Consider the following 18818-nt stretch of genomic DNA (forward strand, 5'->3'; position numbering starts at 1 on the left):
TTATTTTGCCTCCTTTCCGTCTGCCACCATCTCTATGGCATCGAAAGGACATACTCTCGCGCAGAGATCACAGCCTACACACCTGTCCGGTACGATGACCGGTCTTCCGTTTTCTTCTTCGATAGCAGGACATCCCAGCTTCATACACATCTTGCAGTTCTTACATCTGTCCGTGACCACATAAGGTATATCAGGCTGCTTCACTATGAGAGCACACGGTCTCTTTGTTATGATGACCGACAGCTCTTCCCTGGCCGTCTCCGTCTTTATGGCTTCCTCCAGCTCTTCTATGTCGAATGGATCGACCTCGACGATATGCTTCACGCCACAGGCTCTGCACATCACAGCGATATCTATGGCCGGCGCCTCGTTGCCCTTGGCGTCTTTTCCCGTCGACGGATTGTCCTGATGGCCCGTCATGCCTGTTATCCTGTTATCCAGCACGATGACTGTCCCTTTTGCTCCGTTGTAGTTCATATTGACCAGGCCGGTTATCCCCGAATGGAAGAAAGTGGAGTCCCCCAGCACAGCAACGACGTCCTTGCTGTCCCCGACAGCCTTCTCAAATCCGTGAGCCATAGTGATGGAAGCGCCCATGCAAAGACATGCGTCCATGGCCGACGTAGGCGCCAGCGCGCCCAGGGTGTAACATCCGATATCACCCATGACCGTCTTCTTGAGCTTATTGAGTATGTAAAACAATCCTCTGTGAGGACATCCGGCGCACATGAGCGGAGGCCTGCCCGGAGCATCTGCCGCATCAGCCTCGGTTTCGGCCGCTTCAGCCAACGGCAGCCCGAATGCTTTCCTTATCATGTTGGCGCTGTATTCGCCCTGTATGGTGAACATATCCTTGCCTCCGGCAAGCTCTATACCCATGGCTCTTATCTGTTCCTCAAAGAATGGGTTCCCCTCCTCTATCACGTAGAGCTTATCCACTCTGGAAGCGAAATCCTCTATCAGCTTTTTCGGTATCGGATTGATGAGACCCATCTTCAGCACACTGGCATCAGGCATCGCGTCTTTCACATACTGATAGCAGATACCACTGGTAATGATGCCGACAGACGTATCTCCCATCTCGATCCGATTTATCTCCATGGAATCACTGTCGGCTGCCACCTGTCCCATTCTCTTTTCCTGTGCCACGTGGAGCTTCTTCGCCATGGCAGGCATGGCCACATACTTCTGGATATTCTTCTTATACGGGATCCGTTCCCTTTCTGTCCTCTCGCCTATCTCCACGATTCCTCTGGAATGGGATATCCTGGTATTTGAACGTATCAGCACGACGGTGTCATACTTCTCACTCATCTCATATGCCAGCTTCATGTAGTCCTTACACTCTTGGGAATTGGACGGCTCCAGCATCGGCACTCCGGCGCTCCTGCCGTAGTATCTGGAATCCTGCTCGTTCTGGCTGGAATGACATCCGTTGTCATCGGCCACCAGAACTACAGCGCCTCCCGTAACGCCCGTATAAGCGGCCGTAAAGAACGGGTCGGCCGCAACGTTGAGCCCTACGTGCTTCATGCACGACAGGGAGCGTACTCCGCCGATGGAAGCGCCCATCGCCACTTCCGTTCCCACCTTTTCATTTGGAGCCCATTCTACATGGATCTCATCGTACTTTGCCAGGTTTTCTGTCACCTCTGTGCTTGGAGTCCCGGGATATGACGACACGACTTTCACGCCGGCCTCGTATGCTCCCCTGGCGAACGCTTCATTGCCAAGCATTATCTTCTTTTCCATATCTTTATCTTCTGCCTTTCTTTTGTATTTACTGCTATTTGTTGGTCCTCTTATCTATCACTCTCTTGGCCTTGCCCTCGAACCTAGGCAGCGTGCCCGGCGTAACGAGAGTTATCTTGGCGTCTATGTTGAGCACCGATTTTATATTGTGCCTTATCTTTGCTCTCAGCTGCTCCAGCTTGTTGTAGTCGTCCAGCAATGACGCGTCGGAAAATTCCACTCTCACTTCTATCCTGTCCAGGTACTCCTCCGTCGTCACGATGATTTCGTAGAACGGCTCTATCTCGTGCATAGCCATGATGACCGACTCTATCTGGGAAGGGAACACGTTGACGCCTCTGATCACCATCATATCGTCGGTTCTTCCCTGTACCTTCTTCATCCTCATGGAAGTTCTTCCACAGGCGCACGGTTCGTCCATCAGCCATGTGATGTCCCTGGTCCTGTATCTGAGCATCGGGAAGGCTTCCTTAGTCAGCGTAGTTATTACCAACTCGCCCTTGTCGCCGATCGGCAGCGGCTGAAGCGTATCCGGATCGATGACCTCGGAAATGAACTGATCCTCAGCTATATGTAATCCATTCTTCAAGTAACACTCTCCCGAAAATCCCGGGCCGCCTACTTCTGACAGGCCGTAATTCTCAGTAGCAAGGATGCCCAGCTGGGACTCTATCTTCGCCCTCATCTCCTCCGTATGACCTTCGCCGCCGAAAAGAGCCAGTCTCAGCTTTATAGTATCCTTGTCTATCCCCCGCTTGGCCATCTCCTCCGCCAGATAAAGAGCGTATGACGGCGTGGCGATGAGTACCGTGCTGCCGAAATCCTGCATCAGCATTATCTGACGTTCTGTATTCCCGCTGGAAAGAGGCACTACCATGGCGCCTATCTTTTCCATACCGTAATGGAGTCCGAATCCGCCTGTGAAAAGTCCGTACCCGAAGGCTATCTGCACGATATCATCGGCATTGGCCCCCGCCGCGCATATGACTCTGGCCATTATCTCGGTCCAGTTTTCCAGATCTTTTTTGGTATATCCCACCACCTTGGGCTTTCCCGTAGTTCCCGACGAACCGTGTATCCTGACTATCTGCCGCTTGGGTACGGCAAAAAGGCCGAAAGGATAGTTCTCCTTCAGATCGTCGGCCGTCGTAAACGGGATATGACGGATATCGTCCAGCGTCTTTATATGCTCCGGCTTCAATCCTATCTCATCGAATTTCTTCCTGTAAAACGGCACATTGTTGTAACATGTGTCCACCGTCTTTTTCAATCGGTCGAGCTGGATGGCGTTCTTGGTCTCCCTGTCGGCACATTCCATCTCTCTGTTCCAGATAATATGTTCCATCTTTCTTTCCTCTCCGATTTTTTATTCTCTACTAATATACCATAAAATCCGGCGAAATGGTAGTGCAAAACAAAACCGCGACCCTCTCAGATGAAGGCCGCGGCTTTGTTCCCGCGCTCTTTGTCCTTATCACGGCCGCAGCATTCTGCGCAGCCGTCGTTATCAATCAGTTTTCCTCCTTCTGATCAGCACCGTCGCTCCGGCAGCCGCTGCAGCCGCCAGCGCCGCGCCTACAAAGGCCAGCATATTGAAGTCGTCGCCAGTCTTTGTCCCGCTGCCTTTCGAACCGTTATCTGCGTCAGTGTCTGCATCCCCGGTATCTCCAGGCTGTGTCCCGCCAGTCTTTTCAACGGTATATGATACCGTTGGCATCGGGAACAGCTCAGCTTCACCAACAGCTCCTCCGGTGGCCACCGGCAGCAGCACAGCCTGATTATTGGTGTAGAGGCCCGACAACCCTTCGCTGCCGTCGGCGTCATACTGACCATATGTCCCCGGTTCTGTCGAAGGATCCATGAGTTTTACTGAATAGGTCAGCTGGACCGGGCTGAACTGAGAGACAGGCTCGTTTACAGTCAGCACGAAGCACTCGCCATATGTCTCGCCACCGGTCTCTTCCGTATAGCCGTCCCTGTAATAATCCAGCATGAACCGCGGCTCACCGTCGCCCTTGTCACCGAAGACATACGACGATGTGGCTCCATCTGCCGCCGTGGATTCCACACCTTCTATCTGTATACCGCCCACTGTCAGTACAGGCGTCTCATCCACGAAATCGAAGTCGTAGCTATTGCCCGCGTTATCGGTGCCGCATCCCATCTCATCGATGACCTTGCTGCCGGCATCCAGGAGATAATATATATCGTTCTTTATCGAGTCAAAGCTGACATCCTCCCCACCGGAAAGATACTCCATAAATGAAGGACCCCACAGGTATTGTTCTCCCGAACTGCTGCCGGCCGTCATAGCATAGCAATTGTAGCTTTCCGCGCACTGCTGATACGTCTGATATGTCAGCCAGAGGGCTTTATCCACTGAATTAGCGTAATCGGCGCTGCTGTCGACCGGCGTCGCGTTCAGACTTCCGGCCGCTTTAAGCTCTTCGTAATCATCGTAAGGATATTCATATTCCGTTCCCTGAGCTTCCACCTGAGCCCCCGTTTCTTCCAGCCATGCTGCCCAATTGTCAGGAGCTTCATTGCTGCCGTACTTGGACGCCCAGTTGTCAGGACCTGCCCAGTCGTTGACCGCGTCCGCCATAAAGCTCCAGGCGGTGGCTGTCGGCTCTGAATCATACATATATGTGATACCGTCACTGACGAATATCAGATATTTCCTGGAATCATCCACATCCGTGTCATTGTCCAGCATCTCCTTACCCGCCAGCAATCCGGCATGAGTGTTGGTACCGCTGGAAATATCCTGCTTCACGGCGGCCTCTATGGCGTCATACTCAGTAGCCAGATCCTTGAAGTCTGTCACATGAGCCTCTTTATTGAAAATGACTACTCCTACCTTCACCTTGGCATTTGTCTCCTCGACCTGCCCTTTCAGCTCCCTGAGCATGGCCAGAGCCTGTTCTTCCAGAGCGGCGCTGGTCGATTTATCAAGTACCAGCACCACGTCGCTCACCAGCTGTTCCTCAGCTGCGGGCAGTGATAACGTCACGTCGGATATGAAATCCTTGTCCAGTTGGGTGGCAGTTTTGCTCTTCGATACATCCCATTGCTGCCCCGTACCTGTCTGTCCAAAGCTGACAGACGTCAGCAACCCTGTCGCCATCACTGCCGACAGAGCCAGCGTTAAAATTTTCCTCAGCTTCATTTTGCGTTCTCCTCTTTTTGTCTTTTCCTGCATTGGCTGTAGTAGGTGCCTGACGATATCCCGGCGGCTCCGCAGAGATACGAAATGCACCCACGATACTCCTCCCTGCCGCCGACGTCCTCTATGGCCTGACACAGTTGTTCCTCGTCAGGCAGTTTTCCACGTCCTGCAGCAGTCATCCCGCAAACGATCCTCAGCAGCTCGTTTTCCGCCTTCAGTTTCTTTATGACCTCCGCCTGCTTCCTGCAGATATCGACCTGGCTCTTCCCGGCCTGCCCCCGACGTTTCTTCCCGAGAATTTCCCGACGCTCCTTCAGCTCCGTCATCTTCTCCGGCGGCGCGGGGGCCTGTTCCAGCGAACCTGACTCATAGGCTTCCTTCCATCTGGCGCAGGCTCTCTCTATTCTCTTTGAGCCCAGCGCTCTCACATCGAAACCGGCGTCGAGAAAGATCTCCGTCGGGCCTATGCCCTGCAGATACCTTTCCATGAAAAGCTGTTTGAACTGACGCGAATACGAAATGCTCTTCTCGTTTACGCTCGTCACATAAGGATTGCGTTTCAGCGCTTCTATCTCATCTCTGTTCAGTTTGCCTCTTCCCATCTGTCCTACCTCTTTTCCTGACGACAAAATAAGTATTTTGTCCGGTATCGAGTCTTCGGAAATCAAAAAAAGCGGCATGATGCCGCGTTTTTTCAGGCGAGTGAGGAGCCCTCACCGCCGTATGATGAAATTTAAGAGAACGCAAAGAAAATCGTTCATGTTTAAATCCTGAACGATTGGTTTTTTTGTCCTTAAACGAAGGCGGCCCTACATCCCGAAATCCGTCAGGCCGGTAAAAGCTGCTATGATTTCATATATTTTCTTGTAAATAGCTGATTTTCGTGGTAGAATTAATGAAGTTACATTGGGATATGTAAGAAAACGAATACGGTAACGCGACAAAATACTTATTTTGTCCTGTTGATTCATAGCACCAGATCCAGACGTGCTATTTTTTTTATGTGCTCCTCCTCCGTGGAAATCAGATATATCCTGGTCGTCTCGATACTGCTGTGTCCCAGTACATCGGCCAGACTGACGATATTCTGGAATACCTGGTAAAACGACCTGGCGAAAAGATGCCTCAGATTATGGGGAAATACCTTTTCGGCAGCTATTCCCGCTATTTTGCACAGCGCTTTCATCTCGGCCCATATCTGCCTGCGGTCCAGACTTTGGCCGTTCCTGCCGGTAAATATCTCGCCATCCCCTCGCTTTGTCCTGACAACGTATTTCCTCAGCTTTCTGCACAGCTTATCCGGTATCAGGATAACTCTGTGTTTTCCCTTCATGGAAATCTCAGCCCTGCCTTTTTTTATCGCTTCCGTCGTTATATATCTGACTTCACTGACTCTTATCCCTGTGGCGCACATGGTCTCCATCAGCAGCCCCAGCCTTTCCTTTCCCTGATCGTAAGCAGCCTTCAGGAGTCGTTCGTACTCAGGTTTTGTCAGTTCTCGCTCATTTTCTCTGAAGAACCGCTTCTGCAGCCTCAGAGATTTGACTCGGCAATCGTCCCATCCCATGAATCTGAAAAAGGTATTGACAGCAGCTATCATGGAATTGACCGTAACGGGCGCCCGCCCTTCGTTCAGCAGATGCTCCTTCCAGTCGGCCGCCTTTTCCCGGCTCACCTGCTCGCCAGCCAGCCAGACGGCGAAGGCTTTTACGTCCCGAACGTACTTGTCCACAGTACCCCGGCTCTTCTCCTCCTGATGAAGATATCGCTCGAATCCGGCTGTTGTTTCTTTAGTTATCCTTCTCGCTTTCACATTCTCGTCCTCCGATAGTATTCTTACTATATAATATATACTGCAAACGGCTATTTTACTTAATAAAAAAGCAGAGTCAAAATGGTCTTTTACGACGCATTTCGACTCTGCCAACTGACGACTGACGAATCGACGTGATTTTCTTTTTATGCGCACAGCGGTGCGGATGTCTCGCGACTACAGGTTATCGTATACGACTTCTCCGTCGAACACAGTCATATCTGTCTTGACAGACGGTATATCCTCTTCGCTTTCGAAGATATTCTTGCTGAACACGTTGATATCAGCTAATTTACCTTCCTCAAGCGTCCCCAGCTTATCTTCCATACGCATCATATAAGCCGGACCCTTAGTGCAGTTGTCGATGGCTTCCGCCAGGGTGAATTTCTCCTGCGGATTCCAGCCGTCCTCCGGGAGGTCGTCTTCCATACGCCTCTTTACCGCTCTGTATATGGTATCTACCGGATCCAGCTCAACTATCGGATAATCGGTACCGAAAGCTACGACAGCGCCTGCCCTGGCCAGTGATTTGCCCGGCCATGCCAGCTTCACTCTGTCTGGCGGCAGCATGCTGAAAATAGGATGGCCTTCCAGGGTCTCCATCAGGATATGACACGGTTGTATGCTGGCGATAGTATTGGTCTCGGCAAACCTGTCCAGGTCGTCAGGATGAAGCACTTCTATATGCTCGATGGTATTTCTCACATCTTTGTCACCATACTCTTTTCTGGCTGCCTCATAAGCGTCCAGAGCCATCCTGACAGCACCGTCTCCACAGGCGTGCAGCCTGAGAGGTATGTCGTTCTTATAACATTCCTTGCTCTTGGCATCGAGCCATTCCTGCGATACCAGCGGCTCCGAGCGAAAGCCCGGCTTATCCATATAAGGCTCTACCATGTAGCCTGTATATCCCAGCGGCGTACCATCCATAAAGCCTTTGAGCCCCAGGAATTTCAATTTATCTGATGTATATTCCTTCTTCAGCTTCAACGCCTCGTCAAAATCCATCTCCATATGAGGCGCGAAGAAAACTCTCTCTTTCAGCTTGCCCTTCTCCTCCAGACGTCTGCAGGCCTCGTGCTTCATTATCTTCAGCACATGTACGGCTCCTACCGATGTTACGCCTTTGGTATGAGCCATCCTGATGAACCCTTCGATGAGTTCCTCTTCCTTTTCCGGGCCGACATTGAGGGCGTCCTTCGTGACAAGCGCCATGGCAGGCTGTTCCAGCAAATATCCTGTCGGTTCACCCTTCTCATCTCTGGCGATGGTCCCGCCCGCCGGATCCGGTGTATCCTTGTCGATGCCGCATCTTCTGAGCGTCTCACTGTTTACCCATACGGCATGGAGTTCGTCATTGAAGGCAATGACAGGTCTGTCCGGGAAATACTTGTCAAGGGTCTCCTTCACCGGAAGCTTCTCGTCAGGCCATCTGTAATTGGACCATCTGAAGCCCAGGATCCATTCGTCGTCTCTGTCCTTATAAAAATCGTACAGCTTCCTGGCCGCTTCATCCTCTGTGGATGTTTCATAGATATCCACTGTGGCATTGTGAAGGGATCCGAGGAAAAGATGGATATGGCTGTCTATAAGTCCCGCGGTTATAGTCCTGTCCCCGCAGTCTCTGACCTGGTATCTGGACGTGTCGTCGTATCTATCTGTCTCCCCTTTTATAACGTTTTTTATTCTGTTGTCCTCGATCTCTATGTAGCCTGCAAAAGGCGCTCCGCTGACTCCATCGTAGATCGATGTGCTTTTCAATACAAGATTCATGGTTCATCCCTCCTGACAATATTCTTTCTTATGACTTAAATATACTCGAAAGATGACCGTAAGTAAATCTCTTAATTGCTAGTTGTTTTAACATTCGGAAAAATTTGCGGACTGTTTCGCGCTTCTTTTCCCGGTCCGTCCTCATCGCCCATGACAACTAAATCACAACATGATCGTGCTTTCACAGAAAAGTCCTCACATCCACCTGAGGGCGGCCGTATTTCTCCACGCCTCTCGCGTATCTGATCTCAGGATGACCGAAGCCGACAGCCATCCCCATATAGTGATCATCAGGGATATTCAAAAGCGCTTTGATGTCCGGCATCATATCCAGCACATCCAGACAATAGCTCATCATGATCGCTCCAAGTCCGTGGGCGCAGCAAAGGAGCTCGAAATAGGCGCACGCTATATCGGTGTCCTGCCTCCAGCAGCCTTTCCTGCTCCTCCTATGGAGATGATGCTGCCGGGGCATACCTTGACGCAGAGACCGCAGCCTGTGCATTTGCCGGTATCTATCTTCAATTCAGCTATATTTGTCATGTTCGCCTCCTTTTCTCCGACGCTCTGTCGTCAGGACACTCTCTTTCTTCTTTTTCTAAATGCCGCGTCTGCTCTTTTCTACCAGAGCCTTCACGAACTGATTCCTCGGACTGTCAATGATGTTTTCCGGCGTGTCATACTGCTGTGTCTCTCCTTTATCAAGGACGAGCACCCGGGTACCCAGATAAAGGGCTTCCGATATGTCGTGGGTGACGAAGACGATAGTGACGCCGGTCTTCCTGTGGATCTCCTTGATCTCCGTCTGGAGCTGGGTCCGGGTGATACTGTCCACGGCTCCGAAGGGTTCGTCCATCAGCAGTATCTCCGGCGAAGCGGCCAACGCTCTGGCGATGCCTACCCGCTGCTGCTGTCCTCCGGAAAGCTGGGAAGGGTAACGGCGGCGGACAGAGAAATGGCCAGATGCTCCAGAGCCAAATCAGCAAAGAAATCACTTCGTGACGTCAGCAGTTCCCACATATCTCCGAACACGGTCACTCATCTCCTTTTGAACAGGCCGGCCGGTTGGCCACAACAGCTCCTGCCGGGCAGCTTTCGGCGCACAGACCGCAATGGAGACAGTGCTCCTGCCGGATATGATACGGCGCTCCTTCCGATATGCATTGCTGCGGGCAATTTTCGCTGCATATCCCGCAGCCTATGCAGTCATCCGTTATATGGAACCCCTTTGGCGCGGCTTCCCCGTCGGTCCGATCACCGGACCCGCCGGAGGAGCTTCTCCGGGCCGCCATGTCGAAGGTTTCCCTGTATATAGGATGCTTTCCCAAATCGAAGAATTCCATCCAGTCTATGTCCACGTAAAATGGATCGAGCACATAGCGGCTTTCTCCCGGATACACGTCGTTCATGACGGGATTTTCCTCGAATATCCTGTCTATCCATTTTCTTTCATCGTCCAGCTTTTGAGCGGTTCCGGTGGCCCGTATCATCTGATACCTGTCATTCATGGCTACAACGGCCACCTTCCCGTCCCGCATGAGCTGATGGTGAAAATCCTTCCCCCGTGACGTGCAGAAATATATCCTTTCATCATCTACCAGCATCACATCGATTATCCTGGCCTGGGGACATCCTTTTTCATCCACGGTGGCGAAGGTGACGTCTTTTATGGCTCTCAGTTCTTTCAGGCAATCCTTCTCTTTCATTTTCTTATACGCTCCTTTTCTCCTTTGACAATCGTTCTTTACGGTGTTATTATACGCCATAGAGAAATTTTGAAAAGTAAGCACTTTTTTGTAATATAGTTACCCATTAGATATTATTGGAGATATCGCGAAAAAGAACTGCTTTGGAAAGGAGAAGCGTAATGATAAAAGAACTCCCGGATTGTCCCGTCGAAACTACCCTCATGCTCATCGGCGATCGTTGGAAGGTGTTGATAATAAGAGAACTGCTGAAAGGGACCATGAGATTCGGCCAGCTGCGGAAGGCTGTGGGGGAAGTCTCTCCCAAGGTGCTGACAGCCAATCTCCGATCCATGGAAGAAGATGGACTTCTTGTCAGGACAGTCTACGCCGAAGTGCCGCCCCGGGTCGAATACACCCTGACGGAGACAGGATACAGTCTTAAGCCTGTTCTGGACGCCATGGGAGCGTGGGGGACCAACTATAAAAAGCTGACGGAAGAAGCAGGGGCAGTTTGATGTGCTATAGTTAATCATTATATAAAGGTGTTTTATGTTAAAAAATATATTCTATGAAGAAGGTTTACCGGTAAAAATAGAAATCGTTTCAATACGACATTATCCAATACACATGCATAATGATATTCAACTGATCTACGTCTTGGACGGCTGTGTAGATCTGCGGTTGACATTCAATACTTATCATCTCAGAAAAAATGACTTCCGCTATATTCATAGTGAAGACATTCACGCTCTTTCTTCTCCAAATGGTAAAAATAAAGTATTGATATTGAGCGCTGACGTTGAATATCTTGAAAAGTTATTTCCTAATATCCGCACAACTATAATCACTATGCCGACGGATAAAACACTATTGCTCTACCATAATCAGCAGCTTCAACTTAAATACTGCATTTTTTCCATATTGGATCAATTCATACGACGTGAAGAAGGTTTCCATCATCAAATAAAAGATACGCTCAAAACAATGTTTGATGTTCTCTACAGGGAATTTCGCGGTTTCACCATAGACAAAGAAAACAGGACGTTCGTTTTCAAACGGCTCCAAGATATAAGGCAAACTGAAAGATTGGGAGAAATAATAGATGATATATATAGAAATTATGTCGAGCCTTCAACTTTGGAGGAAATAGCGTCTAAGCAAAATCTGAATCCTTACTATCTATCCCATCTGTTTTCCCAGACGATCGGTATAAACTATAGGGATTTCATAAACATGGCTCGTGTTGAAACTTCTGAATATGATCTTCTGGCTTCAGAGCTTTCCATATCCCACATCGCCCTGAGTTCAGGATTTTCCAATGCGTCTTATTATAATAAGCACTTTACGTTCTGGTTTGATATGTCTCCAAAGGAATATAGAACACGATACACTGGCAGCACCATCGCCAGATGTTTGCCTGATGTAATAGTGCATGATATAAAAGATTTCGCCGACATCTCAAGTAGAGTTCTTGAAGAATTGAGTCCTTTCTCCGACAATTTTTCTACAGATCCTGTCAGCCAGATCATCCATATCGATCCAAATACTTCTTGGGAATCGTTGCGTCCTCAGCTTGAACTGGTCTTCTACAATCCTGACCTTTTGTCTGAACAGAGCGTTGATTTTGATATATTGCAAAAGCTTCAAAACACTCCACCCGGTAACTGTTCTTTTTCTATAAAAGTCATTTTGGAAGAACCTGAGACAGATATCTGCGGCAAAAATAATGAAAACTTAACGCTTCATATACAGAAAATTTTAGACGATTTAATGATAAAACAATCATGTAGATTCAATCTCGGCACAACGAGAAGCTGCAGAACGATTTGTGCCGACAATACCGACGGGTCTGTAAAAACTCCGTTATATTATTTATTGCAGTTTATTACACGAGAGCATGACGATATCCATATTGACGCTCATTATATATCATTAAAGAGTGGAAAGAGTTACCACATTCTTTGCTGGAATACTCATCCTTTCCGCACTGATGACATAGTTCTGAAGCTCTCCGACGATCTGATCGGCAGCCCCATTTTTATAAACACCCTGTCACTTAAAGACTACGACGGATATCTTGAAAAAATGAAACGCCTCTGTCAAAGCGGATATGACAAAAATACATTGCCCGAAGCGACGATAAAAGCTATAGAACAGAAAATTTTTTCCGAAAGCAGAACTTTAACAGTATCAGAATCGTTCTCTTTATCTTTGCACATACAGTGCGAAACCTTATGTTTCATAAGTATACTGCCATTAGAATAAAAGCGTTTATCAAACCATGCGAAAATTTTCACGATAATAAAGCATGTGTTCGATATAATATCAATTAATGACCGTTATGAATGCGGTCATTTTTTATTTTATTGCGGTCGAATATTAGATTTGTCCCCTCTTCCACGATAAAAAGCATATGTCTCAGTCTTTCTCCCTCTCAAATCGACAACCCGGACAGCAAGAATAATATATAATTTTCAGAAAATATTTTGTATTCTAAAAACCAGTCAAGGCATATTATTTCAAGTTAATGACGCCTTGTTCCTACACTATCTACAATTTTAAAAGGAGGAATATCATGACTACAAGACCAGATTTTTCCGCTAATACGATCGATAATTCAGCCGCTATGCATAAAACCAGATTCTCTCTTGCCGGAATAGTCTTTCTCATTTTCTGTATGTGTGCAGCGGGAGCCTTCGGCGTCGAAGATATGATACCAAGCGTAGGTCCCGGTCTCACAATCGCCCTTCTGATAATAATTCCTATCCTCTGGGCGATACCTATGGGAATCTACACGGCAGAGCTGGGAGCATTGGCGCCGGTGGATGCTGGCCCATATGTATGGATGCGAATGGCATATGGCGAAATGTGGGGCTTCTGTATGAACTGGTGGTTAATGCTGGCGATATATCTGGGGCAAGCCGCCTATGTAGTCATCGCCGTAGGATATATCGGACAGATCATATCGCTGACACCGCTGGCCGCTACTATAATAAAAATCGCTATTGTAGTGATTCTGACCATTGTCAATCTCATCGGCCTCAAAGAAGTAAGCATCCTCAGCACTATCTTCTCCATAATAATTATCGTAATGTTCGCTCTGGTGACTATCGTAGGCTTTGCCAATTGGAACTATAACCCTGTCGATCCCTTTATCCCTGAAGGAACAGATGTAGTATCAAGTCTGGGGACCGGCCTGGCTATAGGAATATGGCTTTACTGCGGCTATATACAGATTTCCAACCTTGGTGGTGAAATTGCCAATCCCGAAATCGTTCCTAAGGGAATGAAAGTCTCCATAATAGTAATCGCCCTTAACTTCCTCCTGCCTACCATAGCCGGTCTGGCTTCCCTCGGAAATTATCAAAACTGGGGAACGGGAATAGGTGACGGAACATTGAATTATTCATCAGTTCTTATAACATATACAGGACCTGCATTAGGAGTTGCATTTATGATAATGGCTGTAATTTCCTCATGTTCCACTACCAACTCCGTTATTGCCAGTGGCTCCAGACTGTTCCTCATACTTGCAGAGGACAATTTGTGTCCAAGCTTCTTGGCTAAACTTACTAAAAAAAGCAAGATGCCTTTCTGGCCTATAATTATATTGGCAGCGGTGACCATCATATTTGTCAACTTTGACTTCTCCATGATAGTGAACATCGTCTCTCCGGTCCTGTTCATCCTTTATGTAGGTCTGGCCTTCGCGTTCCTGAAAATAAGAAAAAAATACCCTGTAGAGGAGCGAACAGTATGGTACGCAAAGGGTGGAAAGCTGCTCAAAGCATATGTCATCGGCGGTATGTTTCTTATGGGTTTTGTCGGTATAATGGTCAATGGACTGGAATTCTTTACTCTGAGCTTTCTCATAACAGCGTCTGGGCTTGTGTTTTATGTGATCTTTAAACGGCTGTACGGAGGCCTGGCTGTAAATGATCCCGACAGCTATCCTGTAAATCCAAAGACAGGACTTGCACAGGGCGACATATGGAGAATAGGTATATTCTTCATGGTCTTCGGCATACTGATGTTTGTAGGCTCTTTCGTGATAGGCTGGTACGAAGGCTCCTGGGGACCAGATTATTATCTGTCTACTTACGGAGACTGTTTCCTTGGAGATTTTTACGCCATGATTAATACTTGTCGTTGGTGTGGACTGGGCGGTGCTGTCCTTGGTATCATCTTCTTTATCGCAGGCATCAAAACTGATCGTAATCCTTCGTAACAGAAAATTTCTCCTGAAGCTGCCGTATCAGCGGCTGGAAACGATGGCGGTCGTTGGCGCTGCAGGCGAAGTAATAGGTGACGTTGACTTCATCATCGACGATAGGTACCACTTTCTTATCGGATCGTGACCAGCTGTCGGCGAATGCCTCAGTCGTAAATGTCGGGAAAGATCCTGCTTCCGAAAGCTGCTGATATGCATCCCATTCATCCATATAAAGAAAATGGCATGTCGGCAGCTTTTCTCTGCTCAGCTTTCCCCAAAACCCTATCTGGGTGTGGATAAGCAGGTTCTGGTTTTTCAGGTCCCGGAGCCGGCCCAGTGCCAACAGGCAGTGGCCGACGCTATCGATGTGGGTTATAGATCGATAGACACGGCGGCGGCTTATATGAATGAGTCCGCCGTAGGCGCGGCCATCGCCGAGTCGGGAGTCGCCCGTGAGGAACTTTTCATCACCACCAAACTATGGGTCCAGGATGCCGGCTACGAATCGGCCAGGAAGGCAATCAGGACTTCGCTGGAAAATCTGGGACTGGACTACCTGGATCTCTACCTCATCCACCAGCCTATGGGCGACTACATCGGTGCCTACAGAGCAATGGAAGAGGCTTATGAGGAAGGTATTCTGAAGGCTATCGGCGTGTGCAACTTTTACCCTGCCCGCCTGACCGATTTCTGCGAAACGGTGAAGATAATGCCCGCCGTCGACCAGGTGGAGCTGCACCCGTTCTTCCAGCAGGAAGACGCGCTGGCCTGCATGAAGGAGTACGGCGTCTGCCCGGAAGCATGGGGTCCCTTTGCCGAAGGGAATTTCGGCATTTTCACCCATCCGGTGCTGACTAAGATAGGTGAAAAGTATGGAAAGAGCGCGGCTCAGGTGGCTCTCCGATGGAACACCCAGCGAGGTGTCGTGGTGATTCCCAAATCAGTCCACAGAGACAGGATGGAGCAGAACTTCGACATCTGGGATTTCACTCTCACCGACGACGATATGGCTGAAATCGCCAAACTGGATGTCGGCCACAGTGAGATCGTCAATCACGATGACCCGGCATTCATAAAGATGATACATGGACTGAAAATACATGAATAAGGTACACAGCAATAAATACTAAAACTGCGAATTTTTTCTGTTCATTTGGCATAAATCAAGTCGAAGCCCTTTCATTCCCCGAGGCAATATGCCTATAAAAGCTTTTATATCTTATAATTAGGCATATTTCTATAGGAATATAGCTTCAGCAATGCCAAAACTACATATTGACACAAAGAGTTTTGGCATATCATCTTCCGATAACCGGCCGAAATAAGGTAAAAATGCCAAAACTACATCATGAAATATGACTTATTAGGAATATGTCCGAAAAACATTATCGAAAATAAAGGCAGCGTGATCGGTCAGGTGTTGAGAATGACGCAGACGGTCAGATATCCGCTTTCCAGTTCGTAGCGGATGTCGCCGTCGTATTTCCCGGCGGCGAGGACGATGCTGTCGATGCCGGTGCTCCTTTTGCGGAGCATGCCGTTTTCGATTTCCAGGCCGGCTTTGCACGGGTTGCTGCATACGATGACGACCTTATTTGCTACCGAACGAATATCCACACGGATCTCCCCATCTACGCCGGATTCTCTGCAACCGTTGAGAGCATTTTCCAGGATGTTGGAAAGAATGGCGACAAAATCCATGTCTTCGATGGATGCCTCCCCGGGCGTGTCGGCGGAAATGGAAACCGATATGCCATCCTTTCGCGCTTTTATATAGAAATTGCTCAGAATGGCGTTGACTGTCGTATTGGGACAGAACCTCTCAGGCTTTGCCGCTTCCAGACTCTCGTCATACTGTTCGATATAGCGCTGTGCCTCTTTGATGTCACCCTTTTGAAGCAATGCCGCGACGATCTGGTTGTGGTGGCGGAAATCATGACGGATGGTCCTGGCCGTCAGTTCATTTTCCTTTGCCAGAGCGAGCTGTCCCTGCAGGTATTCAACATTCTTGCTGATGAGTTCCGTCTTCGCTTCGTAGTCGATATGCTGTATCGTCCTGAATATCACCCAGAGCACCGAACAATATATCAGTACGACGGCCGCAAAGAAAAATATCGTTTCGCCTGCATGGCCGTAGCCTGCGTACAAAAATACGACAAAGGACGTAAAGACTGCCAGGAACAGCAGCGAGACCAGCGCGATAGAATACCAGGTCTTCTTTTTCGTCCCCGGCACTGCACGCACATAGGGTCTCAGGAACTTCAGATATATCAATATAGCCAGCAAATACAGTATCGTCCTCACCATATTCCTCGCGTACATCGCTCCCGACTCAGACAATGAGGGAAACAACCCATTGCACACCAGGATAGCGATGCAGAAGAATATGCAGAACAAATTGGAATGGCTGATAAACAAAAACAGCTTCTTACAAAAAGCATCGGTCGAGGTCAGGATAAAGAGAAAAAAGGCTGCGAAGATAGTGCTGGTAAAACTGATAAAGGCCGTATCGGCGGAATTGCTGCCAAACAACGCGAAAACGACCAGCGTCAAAGCGATGAAGTAAAAGCCGAAAACCGCATATATCAGCGCGGTCTTTCTGACGGAATATTTTCTCTCGCTCATAGCGGCTATACAGAAGATATGAGTCATTACAAGAATCACCATGCCCCCAGCCAAATGTATCATGATCTGGTCGCCTCCTTCGTATAGAAATCAAAATACCTCCACTGCAAAGTCGGGGCTGGCGGTCAGAAAGAGGTCCGGATGTTTTCCTGCATAATCCGAAACTATCTTCTGTATCTCTTCCAGATCCCTTTCCTGATCGTTGCAAATCATGCAAGGCATACTCCCACCACCTTTTATTTCCCGCGGAAATGTTCCTGCCGCCTGCGTTGCCATATATCGTCATATGGCAGGACATCAAATTATACCATGGAACTCAACTATCTTCAATACAGGCTGCGCGCTTTTGAGTTTGTTTGATTCCGGACGCAGGCTTCATATTTCCATTGGATTTTACAGATATTTTTTGTTTTTGAGAGAATATCTGTATTTTTCTGCGTTAGCCTGTCAAATAAGTCCGGGAAAAGACAAAAAACTCCGCAGCGACAACTTGCCGTCTTTTGAAGAAAACTTGTTGACATTCATTCTAAAACCGTGTAGACTTTAATACAAAGTTGATAGAGGTGCGGTTGATAAGAGTAATCGGAGCGAGGCGGCGGCCGTTGATACCGATGAAAGGAGATACCGCCGAAGGATCTGTCCGGGCACGGAAGGTTTCTGGGATATGGCACAACATGCCATATACTCCTGCTCATATGTGAGCAGAGGCGCTATCGATACGACAGAAGAACAATCGCGTTTCTCGTTGCATCGATAGGATGCAACTTTTTTATTGGAAATTTCAGCATAGATTTAAGGAGGAAACGAAAATGACAGCAGTATTCAGAGGTTGCGGAGTAGCGATTGCGACTCCTTTCAATGAGGATGGTTCAGTTGATTTTGACGCTTACAGAGATCTTATCAACTGGCAGATAGAAAAGGGCATCGATGCCATCATCGCCTGCGGTACTTCCGGCGAGGCGTCCACGATGGATGATGAGGAACACGTGGCAACGGTGAAGTTCTGCGTAGACACAGTGGCAGGAAGAGTCCCTGTCATCGGCGGCGCAGGCAGTAACGATACGAGACATGGTATCAATCTGGCCAAGAGGATAGAGTCAGCGGGAGTAGATGCTCTGCTGCTGGTGACGCCGTACTACAACAAATGCTCGCAGCAGGGGCTCATCCAGCATTATACAGAAACAGCCGACGCGGTATCCATCCCTTGTATCCTCTACTCGGTACCGAGCCGCACGGGTGTCAACATCACTCCGGCGACGGCAGCCAAGCTGGCGGAACACCCTAACATCGTAGGTATCAAGGAAGCCAGCGGGGACATCGCCCAGGTAGCTGAGATATGCAGACTGGTTCCCGACGATTTTGCCGTATACTCCGGCAATGACGATATGGTAGTTCCTCTTCTTTCACTGGGCGGCGACGGCTATATATCAGTAATAGCCAACATCATGCCTGCCGAATCGGTGGAGATGACCAGGAGCTGGTTTGCCGGCGATGTGAAAAGGGCAGCTGACCTGCAGCTTTCTATGAAGCCTATCATCGATAGCATGTTCGCCGACGTGAACCCTGTCCCTGTGAAAGTGGCTTTGGCCAAGATGGGAATGATCAAGCCTTACTTCAGGCTCCCGCTCTGCCCTCCTTCGGACGAGGTGGATCAGCGTATCGAACGTGAAATGAAGGCTATGGGACTTATCTAAAGCATAAGATTCTTCAGGTTTATCGGTTGATATCTCTCTCCCTTCCGGCTGATTTGACATCTGCTGTTATTGCAGCCGGAAGGGGGAATTT

19 protein-coding genes and 1 riboswitch are annotated in these 18818 nt (G+C 48.6%); of the genes, 5 read left to right on the forward strand and 14 right to left on the reverse strand.

The window, feature by feature from the left end; translation table 11 throughout:
• From iorA to ACQY69_RS08165, 11 genes are all read right to left on the reverse strand, one after another.
• The gene (iorA, locus tag ACQY69_RS08115) at positions 1–1752 is read right to left on the reverse strand and encodes an indolepyruvate ferredoxin oxidoreductase subunit alpha (RefSeq protein WP_428260027.1); all 1752 of its coding nucleotides are present in this window, start codon (positions 1750–1752) and stop codon (positions 1–3) included.
• 34 nt (positions 1753–1786) lie between these two features.
• A complete protein-coding gene (locus ACQY69_RS08120) occupies positions 1787–3088 on the reverse strand; it encodes a phenylacetate--CoA ligase family protein (RefSeq protein WP_428261039.1) in 1302 nt (433 codons plus the stop codon).
• Between the two features lie 171 nt (positions 3089–3259).
• Positions 3260–4921, reverse strand: a complete 1662-nt coding sequence (locus tag ACQY69_RS08125; protein ID WP_428260028.1) for a vWA domain-containing protein — start codon at positions 4919–4921, stop codon at positions 3260–3262.
• Entirely contained in the window at positions 4918–5523 is a 606-nt protein-coding gene (locus ACQY69_RS08130) for an HTH domain-containing protein (RefSeq protein ID WP_428260029.1), read from the reverse strand. The genes ACQY69_RS08125 and ACQY69_RS08130 overlap by 4 nt, the downstream gene beginning before the upstream one ends.
• Positions 5524–5888: 365 nt before the next feature.
• Complete coding sequence (locus ACQY69_RS08135) at positions 5889–6734, reverse strand: tyrosine-type recombinase/integrase (protein WP_428260030.1); 846 nt, start codon at positions 6732–6734, stop codon at positions 5889–5891.
• Positions 6735–6911: 177 nt separating this feature from the next.
• Positions 6912–8507 carry an amidohydrolase gene (locus tag ACQY69_RS08140; RefSeq protein WP_428260031.1) on the reverse strand — a complete coding sequence of 532 codons (1596 nt, stop codon included), beginning with the start codon at positions 8505–8507 and terminating at the stop codon, positions 6912–6914.
• 181 nt (positions 8508–8688) lie between these two features.
• Positions 8689–8919, reverse strand: coding sequence for a hypothetical protein (locus ACQY69_RS08145; RefSeq protein WP_428261040.1), 231 nt, complete (start codon positions 8917–8919; stop codon positions 8689–8691).
• Positions 8916–9050 (reverse strand): 4Fe-4S binding protein, encoded by a 135-nt coding sequence (locus tag ACQY69_RS08150; protein WP_428260032.1) that lies wholly within the window; start codon positions 9048–9050, stop codon positions 8916–8918. The genes ACQY69_RS08145 and ACQY69_RS08150 overlap by 4 nt, the downstream gene beginning before the upstream one ends.
• A gap of 55 nt (positions 9051–9105) precedes the next feature.
• Positions 9106–9363: a glycine/betaine ABC transporter ATP-binding protein gene (locus ACQY69_RS08155; protein WP_428260033.1), complete on the reverse strand. Its 258-nt coding sequence runs from the start codon at positions 9361–9363 to the stop codon at positions 9106–9108.
• A 41-nt stretch (positions 9364–9404) separates the two neighbouring features.
• On the reverse strand, positions 9405–9539 hold the full coding sequence (locus ACQY69_RS08160; RefSeq protein WP_428260034.1) for a hypothetical protein: 135 nt from the start codon (positions 9537–9539) through the stop codon (positions 9405–9407).
• Between the two features lie 2 nt (positions 9540–9541).
• Positions 9542–10213: a 4Fe-4S binding protein gene (locus tag ACQY69_RS08165; RefSeq protein WP_428260035.1), complete on the reverse strand. Its 672-nt coding sequence runs from the start codon at positions 10211–10213 to the stop codon at positions 9542–9544.
• A 161-nt stretch (positions 10214–10374) separates the two neighbouring features.
• Here ACQY69_RS08165 and ACQY69_RS08170 point away from each other — a divergent pair, with 161 nt between their 5' ends.
• The 3 genes from ACQY69_RS08170 (at position 10375) to ACQY69_RS08180 (ending at position 14423) form a co-directional block, all read left to right on the forward strand.
• The gene (locus tag ACQY69_RS08170) at positions 10375–10710 is read left to right on the forward strand and encodes a winged helix-turn-helix transcriptional regulator (RefSeq protein WP_428260036.1); all 336 of its coding nucleotides are present in this window, start codon (positions 10375–10377) and stop codon (positions 10708–10710) included.
• Positions 10711–10744: 34 nt separating this feature from the next.
• On the forward strand, positions 10745–12460 hold the full coding sequence (locus tag ACQY69_RS08175) for a helix-turn-helix domain-containing protein (protein WP_428260037.1): 1716 nt from the start codon (positions 10745–10747) through the stop codon (positions 12458–12460).
• 310 nt (positions 12461–12770) lie between these two features.
• On the forward strand, positions 12771–14423 hold the full coding sequence (locus tag ACQY69_RS08180; protein ID WP_428260038.1) for an APC family permease: 1653 nt from the start codon (positions 12771–12773) through the stop codon (positions 14421–14423).
• Here the strand turns inward: ACQY69_RS08180 and ACQY69_RS08185 are convergent.
• On the reverse strand, positions 14398–14637 hold the full coding sequence (locus ACQY69_RS08185) for a hypothetical protein (protein ID WP_428260039.1): 240 nt from the start codon (positions 14635–14637) through the stop codon (positions 14398–14400). The two genes, ACQY69_RS08180 and ACQY69_RS08185, sit on opposite strands and share 26 nt — an antisense overlap.
• A gap of 63 nt (positions 14638–14700) precedes the next feature.
• Between ACQY69_RS08185 and ACQY69_RS08190 the strand changes: the two genes are divergently transcribed.
• A complete protein-coding gene (locus tag ACQY69_RS08190; protein WP_428260040.1) occupies positions 14701–15516 on the forward strand; it encodes an aldo/keto reductase in 816 nt (271 codons plus the stop codon).
• 305 nt (positions 15517–15821) lie between these two features.
• Here ACQY69_RS08190 and ACQY69_RS08195 read toward each other — a convergent pair whose 3' ends face one another.
• The gene (locus ACQY69_RS08195; RefSeq protein WP_428260041.1) at positions 15822–17096 is read right to left on the reverse strand and encodes a sensor histidine kinase; all 1275 of its coding nucleotides are present in this window, start codon (positions 17094–17096) and stop codon (positions 15822–15824) included.
• A 27-nt stretch (positions 17097–17123) separates the two neighbouring features.
• Entirely contained in the window at positions 17124–17255 is a 132-nt protein-coding gene (locus ACQY69_RS08200; protein ID WP_428260042.1) for a hypothetical protein, read from the reverse strand.
• A 328-nt stretch (positions 17256–17583) separates the two neighbouring features.
• Positions 17584–17754, forward strand: a riboswitch (Lysine riboswitch).
• An 88-nt stretch (positions 17755–17842) separates the two neighbouring features.
• Between ACQY69_RS08200 and dapA the strand changes: the two genes are divergently transcribed.
• The gene (gene dapA, locus ACQY69_RS08205) at positions 17843–18727 is read left to right on the forward strand and encodes a 4-hydroxy-tetrahydrodipicolinate synthase (RefSeq protein WP_428260043.1); all 885 of its coding nucleotides are present in this window, start codon (positions 17843–17845) and stop codon (positions 18725–18727) included.
• The last annotated feature ends 91 nt before the right edge of the window (positions 18728–18818 follow it).

Source organism: Gallibacter sp. Marseille-QA0791 (assembly GCF_965119705.1).
GTDB lineage: Bacteria > Bacillota > Clostridia > Peptostreptococcales > Anaerovoracaceae > Lentihominibacter > Lentihominibacter excrementipullorum.

Coding starts and splice junctions, on each gene's coding strand:
- ACQY69_RS08185 (WP_428260039.1), bottom strand. CDS start 14,637: ATGGATGAATGGGATGCATATCAGCAGCTTTCGGAAGCAGGATCTTTC.
- ACQY69_RS08125 (WP_428260028.1), bottom strand. CDS start 4,921: ATGAAGCTGAGGAAAATTTTAACGCTGGCTCTGTCGGCAGTGATGGCG.
- ACQY69_RS08155 (WP_428260033.1), bottom strand. CDS start 9,363: ATGGACGAACCCTTCGGAGCCGTGGACAGTATCACCCGGACCCAGCTC.
- iorA (WP_428260027.1), bottom strand. CDS start 1,752: ATGGAAAAGAAGATAATGCTTGGCAATGAAGCGTTCGCCAGGGGAGCA.
- ACQY69_RS08200 (WP_428260042.1), bottom strand. CDS start 17,255: ATGCCTTGCATGATTTGCAACGATCAGGAAAGGGATCTGGAAGAGATA.
- ACQY69_RS08195 (WP_428260041.1), bottom strand. CDS start 17,096: ATGATACATTTGGCTGGGGGCATGGTGATTCTTGTAATGACTCATATC.
- ACQY69_RS08165 (WP_428260035.1), bottom strand. CDS start 10,213: ATGAAAGAGAAGGATTGCCTGAAAGAACTGAGAGCCATAAAAGACGTC.
- ACQY69_RS08175 (WP_428260037.1), top strand. CDS start 10,745: ATGTTAAAAAATATATTCTATGAAGAAGGTTTACCGGTAAAAATAGAA.
- ACQY69_RS08180 (WP_428260038.1), top strand. CDS start 12,771: ATGACTACAAGACCAGATTTTTCCGCTAATACGATCGATAATTCAGCC.
- dapA (WP_428260043.1), top strand. CDS start 17,843: ATGACAGCAGTATTCAGAGGTTGCGGAGTAGCGATTGCGACTCCTTTC.
- ACQY69_RS08170 (WP_428260036.1), top strand. CDS start 10,375: ATGATAAAAGAACTCCCGGATTGTCCCGTCGAAACTACCCTCATGCTC.
- ACQY69_RS08140 (WP_428260031.1), bottom strand. CDS start 8,507: ATGAATCTTGTATTGAAAAGCACATCGATCTACGATGGAGTCAGCGGA.
- ACQY69_RS08150 (WP_428260032.1), bottom strand. CDS start 9,050: ATGACAAATATAGCTGAATTGAAGATAGATACCGGCAAATGCACAGGC.
- ACQY69_RS08130 (WP_428260029.1), bottom strand. CDS start 5,523: ATGGGAAGAGGCAAACTGAACAGAGATGAGATAGAAGCGCTGAAACGC.